Below are 20,822 nucleotides of genomic sequence, written 5' to 3'. Positions count from 1 at the left end.
GGCAAGCAGAAGCGCTACCCCGCACTCGACCTCACCATTCTCCATGCCCGTGAGACGAGCGAGCCGGTGGGTCGCGCCCGGCTTGAGTGGAAGCTCGCCACCGACCTGGCCCTCGGCTCCGCCGACGGGTTTTGTCAGGGCTCGCGCCAGTAGGGTCGTTCGGCCGGCCGGGCGGAGCTGGTAGGCTCCATGGCCAGCGGAGCGGGAAGTGGCGATGGAGTGTGTGGCCTGTGGTTCTGCCGCAGTGACAGAGCGGCCAGAGCGTACCGCCCTGGGCTACCGCCGGTTTCGCTGCCGTGGCTGCGGCAAGCAATACAACGAGCGCACCGGCGGGCTGCTGAACCACGCTCAGTACCCATCCGACGTTATCGCCCTCGTGGTGCTGTGGCGGCTGCGCTACCGCCTGACTCTGCGCGACTTGCCCGAGATGTTCCTCCAGCGCGGCATCGTGTTCAGCCATGAAACTGTGCGTGAGTGGGAGGCGAAGCTCGCGCCGGTGCTGGCCCATGAACTCCGCCGGCGCCGGCACGGCAAAGGCGGCACTCGCGGCCGGCAGTGGCATGTCGATGAGATGGGGTATCCCGGCCTGGCGTAGCCGCCAGCCCTTGTTTGGGCGGAGCGGAGTGCCTGGTTTGGGAAGGCTGGCGGTAGCCTGCCAGCTTCATGCCCCAGCTCTGGAGGACGGTGCCATGCTCTATTGCGGACTGGACGTATCTCTGAAGCAGACCGCGCTTTGTGTTGTGGACGGCGATGGACGGGTGGTCAGGGAGGCCAGGCTGGCCACGGATCCGGAGGTGATCAGCCGCTTTCTTGAGGAGAATGAGCTCGGCTGCGAGCGCATCGGCCTGGAGTCCGGAGGGACGTCGTCCTGGCTCTGCCTGGAGCTGCGCAGGCTCGGACACCCTGCCGTGTGTATCGATGCCCGGCATGCGGCAGCCGCCCTGCAGGCGGGGTTCCGGAACAAGAACGACCGCAATGATGCCCGAGGCATCGCCGAGCTGATGCGCGTGAGGACCTATCGCGAGGTCTGGATCAAGTCACAGGAGAGCCAACGCCGGGGCATGCTGCTGACGGCCCGTGGAACGCTGCACAGCCAGAGGGTTGCCCTGGAGAACACGATCCGTGGCCTGCTGCGGCTCGAGGGGATCCAGTTTCCAACCCGCGGGAGCCGCTTTGCCGAAGATGTCCTGGAGCGGATTGGCGGTTGCGATGCTTTGCATCCGATCATCCGCCCCCTGCTGGAGGCGCGTGCCACGATCATACGCCAGATCCTTGTCCTGGACCGGCAGATCATCATGACGGCCCAGCAGGATTCTGTGTGCCGCCTGCTGATGACGATCCCGGGCGTGGGCGCGCATACCGCGCTGTCCTTCAAGGCCTGCGTTGATGATCCCGCGCGCTTCCGGCGGTCGCGAACCGTTGGAGCGCATTTCGGCCTCACGCCCCGGCAATACAGCTCCGGCGAGGTCAACATCGCCGGGCGGATCAGCAAGATGGGCGACCAGGGCATGCGCAGGCTGCTCTATGTGGCCGCGAACGCGATGATGACCCGCGGCCGGTGGTCCGCCCTCAAGGCCTGGGCCATGCGCCTGGCCAAGGCCCGAGGTGCACGACGCGCCAAAGTGGCCCTGGCTCGCCGGCTGGCCGTGACAATGCATGCGATGTGGCGGTCGGGCGAGCCCTTCCGCTGGACGAAGCAGGCCGAGGCCGCCTGAGCGGCGGCCCGGCTGCCCTGCCACGCTGTGGCAGGTCCCGTGAGGGACGGGCTGGCCCGAGAGCGCACGTAGGTTTGGTCCCACCTCGGTGAGAGACCGCCGATGAGATCGCTCCGGGCCACCTGACCGACCCCATCCTGTGCCGGCCGATGGCGCTGAGCACGTAGAGAAGACCGTCACCTCAGGGACCACGTCACGACGAAGGCAGGCAACGAGAGGGCAAGCCACGCATGGAATGCAGCAGGCGAGCATCGCAGAGCAGGCGAGCATCGCAGAGGGAGGAGCTACTCGGATGAGAGGGAGGAGCTACTCGGATGAGGAGCTACTCGGATGAGGAGCTACTCGGATGAGATAAAAGCGCCTTGACCGGCACGGCCGGGATAGAGAAGACATATTTGCGGGTTTGTGGTCGCTGGGCGTATCTGTACCGGGCCATCGACCGCGACGGCAACCTTGTCGACACCATGTTGAGCGAACACCGCGACATGGCGGCCGCCCAGGCCTTCTTCCGCTCAGCCAAAGCTGCCACCGGCGTCACGCCCGAGCGCGTCACCACGGACGGGCACGGCTCCTACCCACGGGCGATCCGCTCGATGCTCGGCCGCCGGGTCGTACACCGAACCAACGCCTTCAGGAACAAAGGACTGGAGCAAGACCACCGGGGCGTGAAAGGCCGCATACGATGTATGCGCGGCTTCAAGAGCATCGGCTCTGCCGAGCGCTTCTGTCGAAGCTACGACGAGCTCCGGAACTTTCTCCGCTTCCGCACCCGCCACAACCAGTCTATCCCCGCCAACCGCCGTCGGCTGCTTCTCCTCCGTCGTGCGACCACTGTACTCGCCATTCTCGAAGCGGCGTAACCGGAACCAGCCGTCACCTCGCGTCGTCAAGCTTGGCGCGAGCGCTGACAGAACCAGATCATGAAATCTGGCTGCCGTGCTGAGGAGGCGAGGCTCGAAACAGCCGAGCGGCTGGCGAAGTTCCTCGCCCTCATCGCGGTGGTCAGCTGGCGCATATTCTTCGTCACCATGTCGGCGCGTGCCAAGCCAGATGCAGCGCCCGACAGCGTTCTCACCGCTGCCGAGATAAGTGCGATCGATCGGATCGAGGCGTCACGAACGCCACCACGCTTCAAGCAGCCTACACTCGCCGCCTACCTGCTGCAAATCGCCATGCTTGGCGGCTACCTCGCCCGCAAGAATGATCCGCCTCCCGGCAACATGGTCGTCCGGCGCGGTATGACCCGCCTCCATGAAATCGCCCTCGGCATCTCCATCGGATCACGCCGAAGATGTGGGTAATCGTAAGACGGCGGACACCTGCTCTGCGTCACGGGGCGCGCCCGGGAACGGCGCTTCGCGAATTGTGCTTCCACTGGCAGTGCGGCGTCTGCCGACGACGCGCTGACACCCGAGGCGGTGGCACAGGCCGCCGGCTATGCTGGGCCCGCCCTCTCGGACAACGAAAATCAGTCGGCCTAACGTCGAGCCTCATCATCTCGGTTAAGGAGTTCTGACCGTGGTTCTCGCCGTTTCTTGAACTGGCGCAGGATCTCGATCAGTGCCCGACTTCCCGGCAGCGTGCTCCGCCCTTTGACCGTGACAATGCCGACCTCCCGGCTGAGTAGTGTATCATTGACCGGTAGGAGTTTGATGCCGGCACCTCCGATCGAGGCCGCCATCAGCCTGGTCGCGAAACCCACGCCTATTCCGGCCCGCACCATCGCCAGGGTCGTGAAGGTGTTGCGGATCTGGAAGCTCGGTTTGAACTCTATCCCCGCATTGGCGAAGGCGTGACGAAACGTGGACCACGCCGCGGACTCTGGTGGCATGGTGATCAATGGCTCCTCCGCAAGCTGGGCCAGCGTGACAGCTTCCTGCTTTGCTAACGGGTGCTTCGAGGAAACAGCAGCCAGGAAGATATCTGTTAGCAGCGGCTCGAATGCGAAGTTGGGATCGGCCCCCACGAACGGTACAACGGCCAGGTCGAGGTCTCCCCGCATCAGGCGTTCCAGATCGCGCCCATAGAGGTCGTCGTAAAGGACGAGTTCCATTGCCGGCCATCGCTTGCGAAAGCGCGAGATGGCTTCTGGGAGGAAGCTGGTCGCAATCGAGAGGGATGCGCCGACAGTGACACGCCCCCGTCGCAGATTGGCCTCGTCATCAAGCTCCTGCACGACATGCCGGAGTTCGCGAAACACCTGTTCCACGCGCGCATACAGGCGGGCGCCCGCTGCCGTGATGGTCACCCGCCGTGTCGTCCGGTCGAAGAGCCGCATTCCTAGCGTGGATTCGAGGTGAAGAATCCGCGAGGAAACCGCGGATTGAGACAGGCCTAGTAGCTCAGCGCTTCCTCGGAAGCTGCCCGTCTCGGCAACGTGGAGAAAGGCCTCCAGGTCAGACGGAGAGAGATTGATCTTCAGCATCGATCAATCGATACAAAGATTGCCTTTGAAATTCAACACGAATGGCGCTTGCCTAGCCGGACGCCACACCTGAACACGGCGGGAGGTCACGCCCGATGCAAATTTCGCAGCTTACTCAGGCGTCGACCGCGTCCCAGACGAACGGGATCATCGATTGCGACGTCCACCCGATGCTCGCCGAGGGCCTTTCTGGGCTGTACCCCTATATGCCGGAGCCCTGGGTAGAGCGCTTTCGGCGCAAGGAGGCGGCCCATGCCGCAGCCGGGCTCACCATGCGCTATGCCCACCCCAACGGCCGGGTTGTACGGCAGGACGCAGCGACAGATCAGGGCGGCCTCGGCGGCACTGATCCGCATTTCCTCATTAAAGACCTTATTGAGGCTCAGAACATCAGCACTGTCGTGCTGAACAGCCTTCAGTCTGGGGCTTGGTGTGCCGTCCTGTCCTCCGCGGACGAGAGCATCGTCATCGCCAGTGCTTGCAACGAGTACTACATTGACCGCTGGCTTCCCGTCGATGACCGCCTCACCTACGCTCCGGTCGTGCCCTCCCAGGATCCGGCCGCTGCGGCCGCTGAGATCCGCCGCGTGGGCGGGCATCGCCAAGTCACGGCTGTGGCGGTACCTGCCTTGCCGATCCTCTTTGGCAATCGTTACTGGTGGCCGATCTTCGAGGCCGCGCAGGAGATGGACTTGCCCATCCTCCTGCACGTCACAGGCGCCGAGGGTGTCTTCGCCGGGGCACCCATGCCGGCCGCCGGCCTGCCAGACACCTACATCGAGCGCTACGTTACCCTATCGCAGCATGCGGAATCGAACCTGAACAGCATGATCATGAATGGGCTGTTCGAGCGCTTCCCTCGTTTGCGGGTACTCTTCGTGGAATACGGATTCGTCTGGCCAATTCCAGCCCTGCTAAGGATGGACCGCCTATGGCGCGGACTGCGGCACGAGGTCCCGTGGGTGAAGAAATCGCCGATTGACTACGTGAACGAGCATGTGTGGTTCACGACGCAGCCGATTGAGGAGCCGCGCGATCCGCGCGATCTGGAACGGCTGATCGCCATGGTGGGCGTCCGCAACCTCTGCTTCAGCACGGACTACCCGCACTGGGACAACGACATGCCCATGCAGTCCTTCCGCCTGCTGCCGCAGGAGGACCGGGACCGCATCATGCGGACCAACGCGCGCAACGTGCTTCGCCTGCCACGATAGGAGGGGACCGTGGAAACAGGTGTGCAAGCCCGGCAAAAGCCGCGTCACGCGGTGGGCGCGCCGGCGGACTTCCCGGTGGGGAAGATGGTGATGGTGCGTGCCGGCGAACAGGAGATCGGCGTCGTCCGGCTCCGCGATGGGGAGCTGCGAGCGATGCGGAACTGGTGCCCGCATAAGGGCGCGCCGATCTGTCGCGGTATCATCGGCGGCACCTGGCCGCCGAGCGAACCGGGCAAGCTGGACTACGACGGCGCGCAGGAGGTCCTTGTCTGCCCCTGGCACGGCTTCGAGTACGACCTGAAGAGCGGGCGGGAGATGTACGAGACCGGGACGACGCGGTTGCGCCTCTACCCCGTTGCGGTCGAGGACGGCCAGGTTTTCGTCACGGTCTGAACGGAGGCGAGCTTGCCCGAGATCATCTTTATCAAGGCTGACGGATCCCGCTACCCCGTCATTGCGCAGGACGGTGAGAGCGTGATGCGCGCGGCGCTGGCGAACGACGTGGAGGGCATCGTGGCCGAGTGCGGCGGCGCTGCGGCCTGCGCCACCTGCCACGTCTTCGTGGACGACCCGCGAGTGCCGCCGGTCACCCCGATCGAGGACGAGATGCTGGAAGCCACCGCCGTGCCGCGCGAACCCTGCAGCCGCCTGGGCTGCCAGGTCTTCATCTCGCGGGAGCTTGACGGGCTTGAGGTGCGCCTGCCGGAGACGCAGTTGTGAGCGGGGGCGTCGTCGTCCTCGGTGCCGGGCAGGCCGGCTTCCAACTCGCCACCTCGTTGCGTGAGGGCGGATACGCGGATCCCATCACCCTCGTCGGCGAGGAGGCGGATCCGCCCTACCAGCGTCCGCCCCTCTCCAAGATCTTCCTCAAGGGCGAGGATGGGCCGGAGAGCCTGAGCTTCCGCCCGCCCTCCTTCTTCGAGAGGCACAGCATTGCGCTCCGCCTCGCCACCCGCGCGTTGCGGATTGATCGCGAGGCGGCCCGCGTGCTGACGGAGCCGGGCGGCTGGTTGAGCTACGACCGCCTTGTCCTCGCCACCGGCGCGCGGAACCGTCCGCTGGCGCTGCCGGGTGCTGGGCTGAAGAACGTTGTCGCCCTGCGTGGAGCGGAGGACGGGCTTGCCCTGCGAGCCGCGCTGGCCCGCTCGCGCCGCGTGGTGATCATCGGCGGTGGCTTTCTGGGGCTAGAGGTTGCCTCCTCTGCCCGCGCCAGGGGAGCGGAGGTGACGGTGATCGAGGCCGGGGAGCGGCTGATGGGCCGCGCCGTCAGTCCCGCTGTGTCCCGCCACTTCCTGGAGTACCACCGCTCCCGCGGCGTGACCGTGGAACTCGGCCAGACGATCTCCACCATCCTGGGCGACACGCGGGCGGAGGGCGTGACCACCACCGAAGGCCAAGACATCTCGGCCGACCTCGTCGTGGTGGCGGTGGGGGTGGTGCCGAACACGGAGATCGCCGAGGCCGCAGGGCTGGCCGTGGATCGGGGCATCATCGTGGACCACGCGCTCCGCACCTCCGACCCGCGGATCCACGCGATCGGGGATTGCGCGCGCTTTCCCAGCGCCCATGGCGGCGGACTGACGCGGCTGGAATCTGTGCAGAACGCCGTGGACCAGGCTCGCTGCGCCGCGGCCGACATCCTCGGCAAGCCTCAGCCCTATGAGGCCGTGCCCTGGTTCTGGTCGGACCAGGGCGAGCGGCTGCAGATCGCAGGGCTGACGGCGGATGCGGAGGAGACGGTGATCCAGGGCGGGCCCGAGGCCTTCTCGGTTTACTGCTTCCGCAACGGCGTGCTGATCGGCGCGGAGTCGGTCAACCGGCCCGCGGACCATGTGAAGGCGCGGCGGATGCTCGTGCCGGGCTCCTACGTGACCAGGGACCGAGTCCTTGAAGCCTGGCGACGCTGATTGGCCGCCCAGCGCTTGCCAACCCAACACCTGGAGCATAGCCATGACCACGAGTTTGCACGCCACTCTGCCTGCGCGATTGAGGGCTCGGCTGCGCCAACCTGAGCCGCTGATCGCACCCGGCGCATTCGAATGCATCACGGCGCGCTTGGCCGAGCAGGCCGGATTCGAATGCGTCTACATGACCGGCGCGGGAACCTCGGCCACTGCTGGCTTTCCAGACTACGGCCTGCTGACTATGACCGAGATGGCCGCAAACGTCTCTCGAATGGCGAGCTCGATTTCTGTCCCGCTGATCGTGGATGGCGACGCCGGTTACGGCAACGAGTTGAACGTATTCCGGACGGTGAGGGAGTTCGAGCGGGCGGGGGCGGCGGGACTGCACATTGAGGACCAAGAGGCACCGAAGCGCTGCGGACACCTGGAGGGTAAGGAGGTTATCCCGGTTGAAGCCTACCAGGCCAAGATCCGAGCCGCCGTTGATGCGCGCACTGATCCCGACTTCCTGATCATCGCCCGTACCGACGCGCGGGCCGTGACAGGCTACCAAGATGCCATCGCCCGCGCTCGGGCCGCCATTGACGCCGGCGCCGACATGGCCTTCGTGGAGGCTCTGCAGACGAAGGAGGAGGTGCTCTCGGCGCCGTCCGACGTTGGAGCGCCCTGCCTGCTCAACATTGTTTACGGCGGAAAGACGCCACCTATGACGGCCGCGGAGATCTGTCAGGCCGGATACAACATCGCCATTCTGCCCGGCTTGCTCCTGAGCACGACGATCAAGGCTTGCGATGAGGTCCTCGCGGTGGTCCGAGGCGGCGTGCTCTACCCGCCCTCCCTGGCAGACATGCAGCCCACCGCCATCTTCGGCCGCGTGGGAGCGGCGGAGTGGGATGTCCGCCGCACCCGCTACATCCGGCCCGGCGAGGCTTGGCCGCGGAAGAAGGGCGCCGCCGCCGAATGAGACCCGGCCGGCGCTAGCCCACCAGTACGGTCGTGGCCATTACGCCATTACGACAGAGTTAAGCCAACCAAAGGGAGGGAAATGATGATTTGGCCCGCGAAGATAAGCGACGCCGGTAGGTCTGGTGAGCCAGCGGCCCAGGCGCCGGAGGTCAGCGACGGGATTCTGCAATCGTGTCCAACGCGCCGCACGGTTCTCGCTGCCGCCGGCCTCTCCCTGGCGATGCCACGGGCTGGCCACGCACAGGAGCGCTGGCCCAATCGTCCCATACGCATAGTCGTCCCCTACGCGCCGGGCGGTGGCACAGACATTGTCACGAGGCTCTTCGCGGAAGCAATGCGGCAGACGCTGGGCCAACCAGTTGTCGTGGAGAACCGCCCGGGTGCTAATGGCGTCATCGGCTCCGAACTGGTCGCGCGGTCGGAGCCGGATGGCTACACGCTTGTCTCGGTCACCGCCGGTCATGTCTACAATCGCCACATGATGCCAAACGTGGCGATCGATCCGGTGACCGATTTCACGGCCATTTCGATGATCGTCAGCTATCCGCTGGTGCTCATCGCCAGCAGCAAAGCGCCGTTCCAGGACTTCCACGAAATGATTGAGTACGCGCACGCCAATCCCGGCCATTTAACCTACGGGACGACCGTTTCGAACAGCAGCTATGCCGGGGCGTGGCTGGCGCGGGCCGCGGGGGTGACGATGACCGAAGTTCCCTATCGTGGCGCGGCTCCCATGATCACGGACATGATAACCGGTAGTCTGCACACTGGCTGGGCAAGCCCAGAAAGCGCCTTAAGTCAGATGAAGGGCGGGTTGCTCCGCATCCTCGCCCAGTCCGGGAAAGACCGGCTCCCCGCGCTCTCCGAGGTGCCAGCGATCAGCGAGATGGGTTATCCGGACTACGAGATGCTCGGATGGGTCGGCCTCTACGGGCCAGCCAGGCTTCCTGCAGCTATCTCCGCCCGGATCCACGAGGCCGTCACGCGGGCAGTGTCCATGCCCGCCATGCGCGAGCGATTGCTGGATATGGGAAATTACGGCGTAGTCGAAGGGCCGGAGCGATTCGCAGAGCGCACCCGGCGCGAGAACGCGGAGATCGGCCGTGCGGCTGAGCGCGGGCTGCTTCCGCGTGCCCAGTAGTCCGGTGCGTGGCCGGACCTGCCATAGTGCAGCGGCCGCGGACCGTCCTACTGTGCCGCGCCACCCGCCGGATCGAGGGAACGTCCTTGCCGCTGACGCATGGATCGGAGGAGGCCGCAGTCCTGATGGTATAAAGCCCGTTGGCTTCGACGCGGTCAGCTTCATACGCATGGAATTGGGGAGCTCGCGCCACCACAATTCGGGCGACACACCGATATATCCTAGGGTTCTGCTTAACGGGTCTAGTAATGAACTGGCGGACTGCGTGAGCGCAGAGTTATTTGAAGAAGGTGCATGGAGCCCCGGCGGCAGCTCGGCGAGTCCGAGCACCGGCCACTCACAGGCGCATGATTGCGAAAAGGAACGACAGCGTGATCGAGCGACCGGAGCGCTTTGTACAGCGCACGTGGGATGGGGGCGTGGAGATTTTATGACGCCGCGCAGAGATTGCTTCCACGAGCCCCGTAGCGCCCTGGACCAGAATGCACCGGACCTGGGCGCGCGGTGAGCGCACACTGCCCGGCGAGAGCTGCGGCGTGGAGACCATTTGGTGAGGCAACGTGAGACCGAGATGACGATGAGCGGGCAAGCCGGTAAGCCGTTCACCTTCGATGCCGTCCCTTCGATGCACATGGAATGGAGCACATCCCGCCGCCTGGGCGAGCTGCTCGCCGGCTGGTTCGAGCAGCGAAACCTCCTGATTGTCACGGACAAAGGACTGCACGGGACGGGCGTGCTGGAGCCGGCGAAAGCGTCGCTGGAGGCCGCGGGCTTCTCGGTGACCGTGTTCGATGACGTCGTGGCCGATCCGCCGGAATCCGTGCTGCTCGCCTGCGTTGGGGTTGGGAAGACTGCCGGGATAGATATCATGCTCGGGCTGGGCGGCGGCTCCTCGATGGACGTCGCGAAGCTTGCAGCGGTGCTCGTCCCCTCAGCGCAGGAACTCTCGGAACTCTACGGAATTGGAAAGGTCAGGGGCCGCCGACTGCCGCTGGTCCAGATGCCGACGACCGCCGGGACCGGCTCGGAGGCCACTAACATCACCATATTGACGACCGGCGATACGACGAAGATGGGCGTGGTCTCGCAGCAGCTCCACGCGGACCGAGTGGTTTTGGACGCTGAGCTGACATGCGGGCTGCCGCCGCTCCACACGGCGGCCACGGGAATTGACGCCATGGTGCACGCGGTCGAGGCCTACACCGGGAAGTATAAAAAGAACCCGTTGTCGGATGTCTTCGCGCGCGAGGCGCTCCGGCTGCTTTCCGCCAACCTTATCCCGGCCTGCCAGAACGGCACTGACCGGGCGGCGCGCGAGGCGATGCTGCTGGGTGCGAACTTGGCGGGCCAAGCCTTCTCGAATTCACCTGTCGGCGCGGTGCATGCCCTAGCCTATCCGCTTGGTGGGCACTTCCATGTTCCCCACGGGCTTTCCAACGCGCTCATGCTGGCACCGGTGCTGCGCTTCAACATGACGGCCGCGGCGCCACTCTATGCCGAGCTTGCAGATCTCCTGCTCGGCGGGAGGGACGAGGGCATGCAGGGACGGTCGGCTGCCTTCGTCGAACACATGCAGGGCCTGATCGACGACTCCGGCGCGCCGCGCCGGCTGCGAGATGTCGGAGTGCGGGAGGACAGCCTACCCGTGCTTGCAGCCGACGCGATGAAGCAGACCCGCCTGCTGGTCAACAACCCCGCGGAGTTGACGGAGTGGGACGCCCTCACCCTCTACCAGGAGGCGTTCTGACTTCCGCGCCACATGCGGGAGTGGGTACGACCGGGTCCAAGACGACAATCGATGAAGGGAGCGTGACATGAACGAGACGACTTCGCTGGCCGCGCTGCTTCGGCGAGAAGGATGCCTGGCCATCCCGGGCGTGTATGACGGAATCTCGGCCCGCATGGCCGACCACGTGGGCTTCGGCGCCCTCTACATGACGGGCTATGGCGTCGTCGCCTCGGCGCTCGGCCTCGCCGATGCGGGCGTCGCGACCTTCACGGAGATGCTGGACCGGGTGCGCTGCATCGCCGGTGCGGTCCGAGTTCCGTTCATCGCCGACGGCGACACCGGCTATGGCGGCCTTCTGAACGTGGAGCGCACCGTGCACGGCTATGCCGCCGCAGGCGCCGCAGCGATCCAGCTGGAGGACCAGGAGTTCCCGAAGAAGTGCGGGCACACTGAGTACCGCCGCGTGATCCCCGAAGACGACGCGGTGGACAAGATCCGCGTTGCGGTGGACGCCCGGCCCAGCAAGGATTTCCTCATCGTCGCTCGCACCGACGCCCGATACTCTGAGGGAATGGACGCGGCGTTGCGCCGTGGGGAGCGATTCCTGGAGGCCGGAGCCGACGTCCTCTTCATCGAGAGCCCGGAGAGCCTAGAGGAGCTTCGCCGCGTCGCGGAGACCTTCCGCGGGGCCACGCTGCTTGCCAACATGGTCGAGGGCGGGCGCACGCTCTACCTCCATGCCGAGGAGCTGGGGCGGATGGGGTTTAAGATCGCGCTCTATCCGGGCAGCGCCCTGCTGACCGCAGCGCAGGCGCTGCAGACGGTGTACGGGCACATTAAGGCATCGGGGATCGGTACAGGGAGCGCAGCGCCCATGCTGCCGTTCTCCGAGATGAACACGCTCATGGGCTTCCCCGCAGTGCACGCCTTAGAGAAGCGCTACGGACGGCAGCCCGTGCGCGAGGACGTCCGCTGAATTTGGCAAGCACATCCCAGCTGGCAGGGACGTCGTGGATACATGGCGAACTCTCGGCGAAAGACCATACCCATCAGTCCAGGCGCCTGCATTGGCGGGCGTAACAGAGGCTTAGACGCATGAACGCAACCCCCGTTGAGCACGTCCGCACGCTCATACTCGGCGCCGGCTTCGGCGGCCTCGGCATTGGTGCTCAGTTCGCCCGCCGTGGCGACAGAGACTTCCTGATCCTCGAGCGATCCGCCGGGATCGGCGGAGTGTGGCGTGAGAACAGTTATCCCGGTGCCGCCTGTGACACGGAGGCGCATCTCTACTGCTACAGCTTCTTCCCCCATCTCCGCGTCTCCCGCATGTATGCCGGGCGCGCCGAGCTGCTGGACTACCTGCAGAGCATGACCGAGGCCTTTAGCCTTCAGCCGCATATCCGCTTCGACAGTGAAGTCCTCGCCGCTCGCTGGGACGGCGCGGCAAAGCTGTGGCGTCTGGAGGTGGGTGGCGGCAAGCGTTACACGGCCCAGTTCTTCGTCACGGCCTGGGGGCAATTAAACAAGCCTTCGGTCCCGGCCTTCGAGGGCCTGGACCGGTTCCACGGCAAGATGTTCCACTCCGCCGAATGGGACCATTCAGTGGAGCTGAAGGGCAAGCGCGTCGCTTCCGTTGGCAATGCCGCTTCAGCGGTTCAGTACGTGCCGGAGATCGCCCCGTTGGTCGCGCACCTCACGGTATTTCAGCGCTCCCCGAACTGGATTATGCCGCGTAACCAAGTCCTGTTCACGCCCGAGCTGCTCGAGGCCTTCGAAGTCGATCCGAGGTTGTTCGACGAGTCCCGTAAGCGCCTCCACGATTTTCGGGAGGCTGGCTTCCAGCGAACACGGGTGGGCACGGCGGATCAGGCAGAAGGCATGCGCATTGCGAAGGAGCACCTGGAAAAGCATGTGCCGGACCCGGACCTTCGGGCGAAGCTGACGCCGGACTACGAGTTCGCCTGCAAGCGCATCCTGCGCTCAGACGACTACTTCCCCGCCCTCTGCCGAGATAACGTCACGCTGGAAACCCGCCGCATCGCCGGCTTATATGAGGACGGGATCGTCACGGAGGACGGGGCGAAGCACCCCTTCGACGTGGTGATCTTCGGCACAGGTTTCGCGTCCCAGGCCTTCCACGGTGACTTGGTGGTCGAGGGACTGGGCGGGCAGACGCTCTCGCACGCTTGGCGGGATGGGGCCGAGGCGTATCTGGGCATCACCGTCCCGAACTTCCCCAACCTCTTCATGATCTACGGGCCAAACACGAATCTCAACCACAACTCCATTATCACAATGCTGGAGATCCAGCAGAACTACATCATTACCGCGATTGAGGAGGTGTCGGCGCTCCGAGGAGCCATAAGCGCCAGGGTGCCGGTCTTCGAGGCGTTCAACGGCAAGCTGCAGGCCGACATGTCGAACTCCGCTTTCTCCTCAGGCTGCTCGAGCTGGTACAAGAACTCGGAGGGCAAGGTCATCAACAACTGGTCCGGTACCGTGGACCAGTATCGTGCCGTGACCCAATGGCGTCCGGCCGATTTCGACTGGTTCTGAAGTGCCCGGAGTCGTGGTGATGAAAGACGATCCGCTGAAGGTTCCCCTGTCCGACGTGGCTGAGGACGCCGCATGCCTGATCCGGGCATTCCGGGAGAACGGGGAGATCTCCTTCCAGAACGTTCCGGTCAATGTTTCGCGGCAGAACTACCGCAACTCCTGCCGCGTGAACGGCCTCCGGTCCGAGATCCTCAGTCACGTCGCGGACCACCTCTGCCGGACCAGCGACGGCGGGACGGTCTCGCTGCGCGAGTACCGCCCGGCTGGCATGTCCCGCGACGCCATGCTGCCGCTCGTCCTGTTCATTCATGGTGGTGGGTGGGTGCTCGGCGACCTCGACACGCACGACCCCGTCTGCCGCGCGTTGTGCAACGGCTCCGGCGCAGCGGTCTTTGCGGTTGATTATCGCCGGCCACCGGAGTTCAAGTTTCCGATCCCTCTATGCGACTGCCGCGACGCGCTTGCCTGGATCGCCGTGCACTCCCGGGAACTCCGAGTAGACCCCAGACGTATGGCGGTGGTTGGAGACAGCGCCGGGGGAAACTTGGCGGCGGTGCTGGCCAATTCCCCGCCCCTGCAGCCGAAGGGGAGCAACCTGAAAGTCCAGGCCCTTTTCTACCCCGTGACGGATCTGCGGGGAGAAACGGCCTCCTACCGGCGGCTGAGCTCAGGCTTCCCCCTGACGGCTGGATCGATGGACTGGTTCCGCAGCCACTATCTCGCCGGAAAGGAGGACCTTCACGACCCCCGCCTCTCGCCGCTGCTGGCGCTGGAGCGGTGTCTGGCCCCCATGTTCATCGTGACTTGCGGCCTCGATCCTCTCTCGGATGAGGGCATCGACTATGCGACAACGGCGGCCCATTCCGGAGGCTTGGTGGAGCATCATCACAGGCCCGCCCACGCCCACGGTATCTTCACCTCGGCCGGCAGGATCAAGACCGGCGCCAGGCTTCTCTCGCGGGCTGCGGCGTTCCTCAAAGAGCATCTCGACGAGAGCCCGCACGCTGACTCCCTCGCCGCCCGCACCGGCGAGGGCGGCTGACGTGTTCTCGTCTCATGAATTCGCCGGCCGGACCCTGCTCCTGAGCGGGGCCGCCGGCGGCATCGGCCGGGCTACCGCGCAACTCTTCCACCGCGCGGGCGCCAACCTCGTCCTGGCGGACCGGGACAAAGTAGCGCTGGACCGGCTCACTGCCGAGCTAGGGCCGGAGGACGGGCGCGTCGTCCCGGCGGGCTTCGATGCCGCCTCGGCGCAGGATGCGGCCGAGGCCGTCGCCCTTTGCCAAAGTCGCTTCGGCGGGCTCGATTTCCTCGTGCCCGGGGCCGGGATTTATCCCGAGCAGGATCTCGGCGGGATGCGGGACGACGATTGGCGCCGGGTGATGTCGGTCAACTTGGACGGAGTCTTCTATCTCTGCCGGGCGGCAATCGGCGCCCTGCGCAAGGGAAGCGCCATTGTCACCCTCGCCTCCATCGCCGCGCATCGCGGCAGCCGCGGCCACGCCCATTACGCCGCGACGAAAGGGGCGGTGCTGAGCCTCACGCGCAGCCTGGCCCAGGAACTCGCCCCGCAGACGAGGGTGAACGCGGTCTCCCCGGGCATCATCGACACGTCCATGACGCAGAAGCTTCGGCAGACGGTAGGCACGCAGCTTCTGGGGCAGACGCCTCTCGGCCGCTTCGGGCGTCCGGAGGAGATCGCCAGCGTCATAGGCTTCCTGTGCAGCGAAGCGGCGAGCTTCGTGAACGGCGAGGTCATCCAGGTAAATGGCGGTCTCTATATGTCCTGAGCGTGCACGTAGCAGGTGACCGCGCAGGTTTCCGCCGTCGGCCGCGGATGGACCCGCCTATAATTGGCTCTGAGACCCGGCGAGACCACATGCACACCAGGACAGAGGCTACGAGCGGGAGGGAGAGATGGAGAGCGGAAGGACACTTTTCGACAAGATCTGGGAGATGCACGAGGTGGCGGATTTGGGAGAGGGATGGTCCCTCCTCCAGATCGACCGTCACCTCCTGCACGACCTCTCGGGCGCCAGCGCGCTGGAGGAGCTGGCTGGGCGCGGCCTGCCCGTCCTCAACCCTGCCCTCGCCTTCGCCACGCCGGACCACGCCGTTTCCAGCGTACCCGGGCGCACGGCGGCCAGCTTCGCGCCGGGCGCGGCGCTGCACGACAGCCTGCGGGATCACGCGGCGCAATCCGGCATCCCCTTCTTCGGGCTGGGTCAGGAGGGTCAGGGCATCGTCCACGTGATGGGCCCGGAGCTCGGCATCGTTCTGCCCGGCGTCACGCTCATTTGCGGCGACAGCCACACCTGCACCAACGGCGCGCTCGGCGCCCTGGCGTTCGGCGTCGGCTCCTCGGAGCTGACCCATGCACTGGCCACGCAGACGTTGCGGCAGCGACGGCCGAAGCGCATGCGGATCCGCGTCGAGGGGCGCCTTGGTCAGGGCGTGGGGCCGAAGGACCTTATCCTGCATATCATCGGCCGGTTCGGCGCAAGCTCCGGCACCGGCTATGCCATCGAGTATGCCGGCGAAGCCGTGCGGGCGATGTCGATGGAGCAGCGCATGACGCTCTGTAACCTCTCTAACGAGATGGGCGCGAAAGTGGGCATGGTCGCGCCGGACGACACGACCTACGCCTACCTCGAAGGCCGCCGCTACGCCCCCAAGGGCGCCTCCTTAGACGCGGCGGTGCAGGCCTGGCGCCGCCTGCCGACCGACCCCGACGCGGCGTTCGACCGGGACGAGCTGGTTGACGCGGCCGTTGTCCCGCCGACCGTGACCTGGGGCACCAGCCCCGAGCACGCGATCGGCATCGACGCCGCGATCCCCGACCCGGACGCCGACCCGGACCCCGATCGCCGGGCGGCCCGCCACGCGGCCCTGAACTACATGGGCCTGAAGCCCGGCCAACCCATCGCCGGAACCCCGGTGAACTGGGTCTTCATTGGCTCCTGCACCAACGGCCGCCTCTCCGACCTCCGGGACGCGGCGGCGGTCATCCGTGGCCGGCACGTCGCGCAGGGCGTCACCGCCTGGGTCGTCCCGGGCTCCGAGCGGGTGAAGCGCGAGGCCGAGGCGGAGGGCCTCGACCGCCTGTTCCACGAGGCCGGCTTCGCCTGGCGCGAGCCCGGCTGCAGCATGTGCGTCGCCGCAAACGGCGAGCGCGTGCCGCCGGGCGCCCGCTCTGTCTCCACCACCAACCGCAACTTCGTGGGGCGGCAGGGGCCGGGGGCGCGAACCCATCTCGCCAGCCCCGCTATGGCCGCCGCCGCGGCGGTCACTGGCACGATCGCCGACGTGCGCTTGCTGTAAGGACCCCGAATGGACCACTTCACCACCCTCTCCGGCGTCGCCGCCCCGCTGATGCGTGCGAACATCGACACCGACGTGATCATCCGCATCGAGCGCATGACGGGCGCCACGCCGGAGCAGATGGGCCCCTGGGCGCTGGAGGCCCTGCGCTTCCGCGAGGACGGCAGCGAGGACCCTGGCTTTGTGCTGAACCAGGAGCCGTTCAGGCACGCCCCTATCCTGCTGGCCGGCGCGAACTTCGGCTGCGGCTCCTCGCGCGAGGGCGCGGTCTGGGCCCTGAAGTACTACGGCGTGCGCTGCGTCATCGCGCCGAGCTTCGGCGACATCTTCTATAACAACTGCTTCCAGAACGGCGTTCTGCCTGTGGTGCTGCCGCCCGAGCAGGTGGACGGACTGGCGGCTCAGTGCACCGGCGGCAACGCGCGCGTCACGGTGGATTTGGAGCGGCAGGTCGTGACCGCGCCGCACGGCGAGGCGATGCCCTTCGAGATCGAGCAGCTCCGCCGTGAGGCGATGCTCCTCGGCCTCGACGACATCGGGTTGACGATGCGCCGTTTGGACCAGATTGCCGCCTTCCAGGCCCGCGACCGCGTGGCCCGTTCCTGGATCTGGGCTCCTGGGGCCTGAGAGCCTGTTTCCTGGCGGTCGAACAACGAACAAGGAATCGGCAACCGTGACCATCATCACCCGTCGCAGCGCTCTCGCCTCCACCCTGTCGGTCATCGCCGCGCCGCGAGTTAGGGCCCAGGGAAGCTGGCCGGATCGCCCGGTGCGCGTGGTGGTGCCCTACAGCGCGGGCGGTATCGCGGACGTCATCGCGCGCATCCTGCAACCGCGCATGGCGGACTATCTCGGCCAGCCGGTCGTCATCGAGAATCGTACCGGCGCTTCGGGCGCCATCGCCGCCCAGGTGGTCGCGCAAGCGCCGGCGGACGGCTACACAATGCTGTTCGAGGGTCCGACCGTCGCCACGCTGCCGGAAGTCCGGAACGACCTGCCCGTGGATTACGCAACCGCCTTTGTCCCGGTCGTGCAGGTGATGTCGCAGCCCTACATTCTTGGCATCCGTCCCGGCTTCCCGGCGAAGGACATGGCCGGCTTCATCGCCGAGGCGAAGCGCCGGCCCGGCGAGGTCACCTACGGCACGCCCGGCGTGGCCCACACTGCCCACTTCATGGCCGAGCTCCTCCAGATGAGGGCAGATATCAAGCTTGAGCACGTGCCGTTCCGCGGCGGCTCCGACGTGGCGCGGGAGCTTGCGGGGGAGAGGATCGACGCGGGCATCATCTCCTTTTCCAGCTTCCGCCCGGCCGTGGATCGGGGCGCGCGGCTCATCGGCAGCACGGTGGCCCAGCGCCAGGCGATCCTGCCCGACATCCCCACCATCGCCGAGACCGTCCCGGGCTATGAGATGACGGCATGGACGGGCTTCTTCGCGCCCGCCCGGACGCCCCAGTCCGTGCTCGCGCGCTTCACCGGAGCGGCACAGTCTGCGCTGGCCAACCCGGATGTGCAGCGCCAGATCGAGGGGACCGGCTCCGACGTCGTGCAGTCGGATCAGAGCGCCTTCGCCGCGCTGATACAGCGTGACCGGGAGGCCGCGCGCCGGATCGTCCGCGCGACAGGCATGTCCATGAACTGAGCGGCAGGGCGCACGCGCTCACCCGCTCGGGGAGGGCTCTCCACATGGTTCGAAAGCCCACTTCAAGACTGCAGTTATGTCAGCGCTCGCGCCAGAGATGCCTTCACACGCCGGCTGACGTGTCATGCCACTCTGTGCGGCGGAGCGCGAGGCGCCCGTGGTCTCATTCGGTGACCATCACCTCGATCCCCCGGGGCCAGTCGGCGGAGCAGGCCCCGGTGAATCTATAGACCTGTCAGGCGGCTCTGGCGGTGGCGCCCTCCGGAACCAGTCCTTGGATCGCGAACCGCCACAGTGACCTTCCCCGAGTGTGGTGCACGGATACGGACGGAGAACGGCCAGGGGTAGGATGGTGGCGGGGCGTGTCCCCGACATTCAGGGGTGCCCAGCTTGCCGTTCAACGTATGGCCCGCCCCGTCTGCAAGTGCTTTTTGCGAGCAGTCTGATCAGTCTACGTCAACGTATCCGGTCTCGGGGCAATGCCCCGGCCAAGATGGAGAGCCGCGCATTCTGGTCCTCTTAAGGCACATCGGCGTTGAGCGCCATTGAACGGCACAGGGTTCCAGAACACCGGTCGACTGTCAGGCCATCTCGCTTCCACCACCCGCAGACCTCATCCAGCCGTGCGCGCCGGGTGAGCGCGAACAGCTGATCCTTGGGGCTACGACACCGTCGCAGCCTTCATCTCGAACTTCTGTCCGCTGCGCAGTACCGCGCAGATGATCCGGGCCAGCTTGGCCGCGAGCGCCACCACGACGGTGTTCTTGTGCGCCCGCTGCAGCAGGCCGCGCAGCCATTGACCCAGCGCTGTGTCCGTCTTGGACATCATTTTGAGTGCCGCCCGTGCGCCGTGGATCAGCATCTTGCGCAGGTAGACGTTCCCTCGCTTGCTGATCCCCAACAGCTTTGGCTTGCCACCCGTGGTCACCTGCCTCGGCACCAGCCCGAGCCAGGCGGCCAGGTCTCGTCCTCGCCCGAAGGTCTCCGCCCGCCCGATCGCCGCGACCAGGGCGGTCGCGTTCAGCGGCCCAATGCCGGGGATAGTGGTCAGCAGCCGGGCGGCTTCGTTTGTCCGGGCCTCGGCCGCGAACTCGTCGTCGAAAGCCTCGATGCGCCGGTCCAGCTCGCGCCACTCCGCCCGCTGGTCTTCGACCAGCAGCCGCGTCCGCGGACTGAGCGGGATCTGCTCCTCGGCCAGCAGGGCCTCAAGGTAGACCTCCAGCTTGCGCCGTCCCTGGGGCACCGTGATGCCGCGCTCGAGCAGAATGGCGCGCAGCTGGTTGATCAACGCTGTCCGCTCGCCCACCAGCCGGTCGCGGGCTCGGTGCAGGCTCTGCATGTCGAGCTGCGTCTCGCTCTTGAGTTCGACGAAGCGCATGGTCGGCCGGGTCGCCGCCTCGGCGATCGCCTCCGCGTCCCGCTCGTCGTTCTTCTGCGACTTCACATAGGGCCGCACGTATTCGGGCGACATCAGCCGCACCTCGTGCCCCGCCTCGCGCAGCCTTCGGCCCAGGTGGTGCGCCCCGCAGCAGGCCTCCATCGCCACCACGCAGCCCGGCAGCCCCGCCGCCAGCTTGACCACCCCGTCCCGGTGCAGCCGCCGTCGAAGCGCCACCCGACCAGCCCCATCCAGCCCCACCACGCTGCAGATGGGGTGGACGGCCCCAGGCATCGATGAACAAAAATCTGGGTCATTGGAAATAAACCGGAAGGACGGTCGGGGATGGGCGTTACCATGATCGGCTTGGATACAGCGAAGATGGTCTGTTCGCAAAAGGCAAATTCTGCCTGATCCGACGAGGCTGGTTGGTCCTGCCGCAGCCCCGGGGGTGGACAGTGGGTGACCGAGCGCTGCCCGAGCCCGTTGGCGCCGTTCCGAGAGGATCTCGTCCTTTCGGAGTTGGTCATGAAGTGGCAGCAGTGGACGGTCCGCCGGCGGACGGTGGGCCATGCGGCGGCGCAGCGGCGCTGGGACAGGGCCTGTCAGCTGCTTCTGCAGACGGGCGCCGCACCTCCAGGCACGCCCGCTCTCCCGGCCGCTCCGCGGGCCGCCCCGGAGGAGAGCCGTCATGCAAGTAGCCGCTTAGGGCTTGTCAGGCGATAACCGCTTCATCTGAGTTGTTGCGGGGGCGGATGGTGTAGTTCCATTCGCCATGGAAGTCGTGCCGGGCGATGTTGAGGGAAGCCATCTGTTCGTCGGAGACGGCGA

The 20,822-nt window shown here is 66.3% G+C and carries 20 protein-coding genes; 18 read left to right on the top strand and 2 right to left on the bottom strand.

The window, feature by feature from the left end; genetic code table 11:
* Positions 1 to 244: 244 nt before the first annotated feature.
* From ACO1BU_RS30765 to ACO1BU_RS30750, 4 genes are all read left to right on the top strand, one after another.
* Positions 245 to 595, top strand: coding sequence for a hypothetical protein (locus ACO1BU_RS30765; RefSeq protein ID WP_424139772.1), 351 nt, complete (start codon positions 245 to 247; stop codon positions 593 to 595).
* Positions 596 to 689: 94 nt separating this feature from the next.
* Positions 690 to 1,715: an IS110 family RNA-guided transposase gene (locus tag ACO1BU_RS30760; RefSeq protein ID WP_424139771.1), complete on the top strand. Its 1,026-nt coding sequence runs from the start codon at positions 690 to 692 to the stop codon at positions 1,713 to 1,715.
* A 362-nt stretch (positions 1,716 to 2,077) separates the two neighbouring features.
* Positions 2,078 to 2,575 carry a DDE-type integrase/transposase/recombinase gene (locus tag ACO1BU_RS30755; protein ID WP_424139770.1) on the top strand — a complete coding sequence of 166 codons (498 nt, stop codon included), beginning with the start codon at positions 2,078 to 2,080 and terminating at the stop codon, positions 2,573 to 2,575.
* A gap of 60 nt (positions 2,576 to 2,635) precedes the next feature.
* Positions 2,636 to 3,016 carry a hypothetical protein gene (locus tag ACO1BU_RS30750; RefSeq protein WP_424139769.1) on the top strand — a complete coding sequence of 127 codons (381 nt, stop codon included), beginning with the start codon at positions 2,636 to 2,638 and terminating at the stop codon, positions 3,014 to 3,016.
* A 176-nt stretch (positions 3,017 to 3,192) separates the two neighbouring features.
* Here ACO1BU_RS30750 and ACO1BU_RS30745 read toward each other — a convergent pair whose 3' ends face one another.
* Complete coding sequence (locus tag ACO1BU_RS30745) at positions 3,193 to 4,140, bottom strand: LysR family transcriptional regulator (protein ID WP_424139768.1); 948 nt, start codon at positions 4,138 to 4,140, stop codon at positions 3,193 to 3,195.
* Between the two features lie 95 nt (positions 4,141 to 4,235).
* Between ACO1BU_RS30745 and ACO1BU_RS30740 the strand changes: the two genes are divergently transcribed.
* The 14 genes from ACO1BU_RS30740 (at position 4,236) to ACO1BU_RS30675 (ending at position 18,613) form a co-directional block, all read left to right on the top strand.
* Entirely contained in the window at positions 4,236 to 5,354 is a 1,119-nt protein-coding gene (locus ACO1BU_RS30740) for an amidohydrolase family protein (RefSeq protein WP_424139767.1), read from the top strand.
* Between the two features lie 9 nt (positions 5,355 to 5,363).
* Complete coding sequence (locus ACO1BU_RS30735; protein WP_424139766.1) at positions 5,364 to 5,747, top strand: Rieske (2Fe-2S) protein; 384 nt, start codon at positions 5,364 to 5,366, stop codon at positions 5,745 to 5,747.
* Positions 5,748 to 5,759: 12 nt separating this feature from the next.
* Positions 5,760 to 6,074, top strand: coding sequence for a 2Fe-2S iron-sulfur cluster-binding protein (locus ACO1BU_RS30730; RefSeq protein ID WP_424139765.1), 315 nt, complete (start codon positions 5,760 to 5,762; stop codon positions 6,072 to 6,074).
* The gene (locus tag ACO1BU_RS30725; RefSeq protein ID WP_424139764.1) at positions 6,071 to 7,261 is read left to right on the top strand and encodes an NAD(P)/FAD-dependent oxidoreductase; all 1,191 of its coding nucleotides are present in this window, start codon (positions 6,071 to 6,073) and stop codon (positions 7,259 to 7,261) included. Before ACO1BU_RS30730 ends, ACO1BU_RS30725 begins: the two co-directional genes overlap by 4 nt.
* 43 nt (positions 7,262 to 7,304) lie before the next feature.
* Positions 7,305 to 8,222 (top strand): isocitrate lyase/PEP mutase family protein, encoded by a 918-nt coding sequence (locus ACO1BU_RS30720; RefSeq protein ID WP_424139763.1) that lies wholly within the window; start codon positions 7,305 to 7,307, stop codon positions 8,220 to 8,222.
* An 81-nt stretch (positions 8,223 to 8,303) separates the two neighbouring features.
* Positions 8,304 to 9,365: a Bug family tripartite tricarboxylate transporter substrate binding protein gene (locus ACO1BU_RS30715; protein WP_424139762.1), complete on the top strand. Its 1,062-nt coding sequence runs from the start codon at positions 8,304 to 8,306 to the stop codon at positions 9,363 to 9,365.
* Between the two features lie 550 nt (positions 9,366 to 9,915).
* Positions 9,916 to 11,112 (top strand): iron-containing alcohol dehydrogenase, encoded by a 1,197-nt coding sequence (locus ACO1BU_RS30710; protein ID WP_424139761.1) that lies wholly within the window; start codon positions 9,916 to 9,918, stop codon positions 11,110 to 11,112.
* Between the two features lie 67 nt (positions 11,113 to 11,179).
* On the top strand, positions 11,180 to 12,070 hold the full coding sequence (locus tag ACO1BU_RS30705; RefSeq protein WP_424139760.1) for an isocitrate lyase/PEP mutase family protein: 891 nt from the start codon (positions 11,180 to 11,182) through the stop codon (positions 12,068 to 12,070).
* A gap of 119 nt (positions 12,071 to 12,189) precedes the next feature.
* Positions 12,190 to 13,650 (top strand): flavin-containing monooxygenase, encoded by a 1,461-nt coding sequence (locus ACO1BU_RS30700; RefSeq protein WP_424139759.1) that lies wholly within the window; start codon positions 12,190 to 12,192, stop codon positions 13,648 to 13,650.
* A gap of 19 nt (positions 13,651 to 13,669) precedes the next feature.
* The gene (locus ACO1BU_RS30695; protein ID WP_424139758.1) at positions 13,670 to 14,692 is read left to right on the top strand and encodes an alpha/beta hydrolase; all 1,023 of its coding nucleotides are present in this window, start codon (positions 13,670 to 13,672) and stop codon (positions 14,690 to 14,692) included.
* A gap of 1 nt (position 14,693) precedes the next feature.
* Positions 14,694 to 15,440, top strand: a complete 747-nt coding sequence (locus ACO1BU_RS30690; RefSeq protein ID WP_424139757.1) for an SDR family NAD(P)-dependent oxidoreductase — start codon at positions 14,694 to 14,696, stop codon at positions 15,438 to 15,440.
* 127 nt (positions 15,441 to 15,567) lie between these two features.
* Positions 15,568 to 16,971: a 3-isopropylmalate dehydratase large subunit gene (gene leuC / locus ACO1BU_RS30685; protein WP_424139756.1), complete on the top strand. Its 1,404-nt coding sequence runs from the start codon at positions 15,568 to 15,570 to the stop codon at positions 16,969 to 16,971.
* A gap of 9 nt (positions 16,972 to 16,980) precedes the next feature.
* Positions 16,981 to 17,598 carry a 3-isopropylmalate dehydratase small subunit gene (gene leuD, locus ACO1BU_RS30680; RefSeq protein WP_424139755.1) on the top strand — a complete coding sequence of 206 codons (618 nt, stop codon included), beginning with the start codon at positions 16,981 to 16,983 and terminating at the stop codon, positions 17,596 to 17,598.
* A gap of 46 nt (positions 17,599 to 17,644) precedes the next feature.
* On the top strand, positions 17,645 to 18,613 hold the full coding sequence (locus ACO1BU_RS30675) for a Bug family tripartite tricarboxylate transporter substrate binding protein (protein ID WP_424139754.1): 969 nt from the start codon (positions 17,645 to 17,647) through the stop codon (positions 18,611 to 18,613).
* A gap of 661 nt (positions 18,614 to 19,274) precedes the next feature.
* On the opposite strand, the gene ACO1BU_RS30670 is transcribed toward ACO1BU_RS30675, so the two are convergent.
* A complete protein-coding gene (locus ACO1BU_RS30670; RefSeq protein WP_424139753.1) occupies positions 19,275 to 20,285 on the bottom strand; it encodes an IS110 family RNA-guided transposase in 1,011 nt (336 codons plus the stop codon).
* Between the last annotated feature and the right edge of the window lie 537 nt (positions 20,286 to 20,822).

It is taken from the genome of Roseomonas chloroacetimidivorans, from assembly GCF_049629625.1.
In the GTDB taxonomy this organism is placed as follows: Bacteria; Pseudomonadota; Alphaproteobacteria; order Acetobacterales; family Acetobacteraceae; genus Roseomonas; species Roseomonas chloroacetimidivorans.
This window is presented reverse-complemented; position numbering and strand designations above follow the sequence as displayed.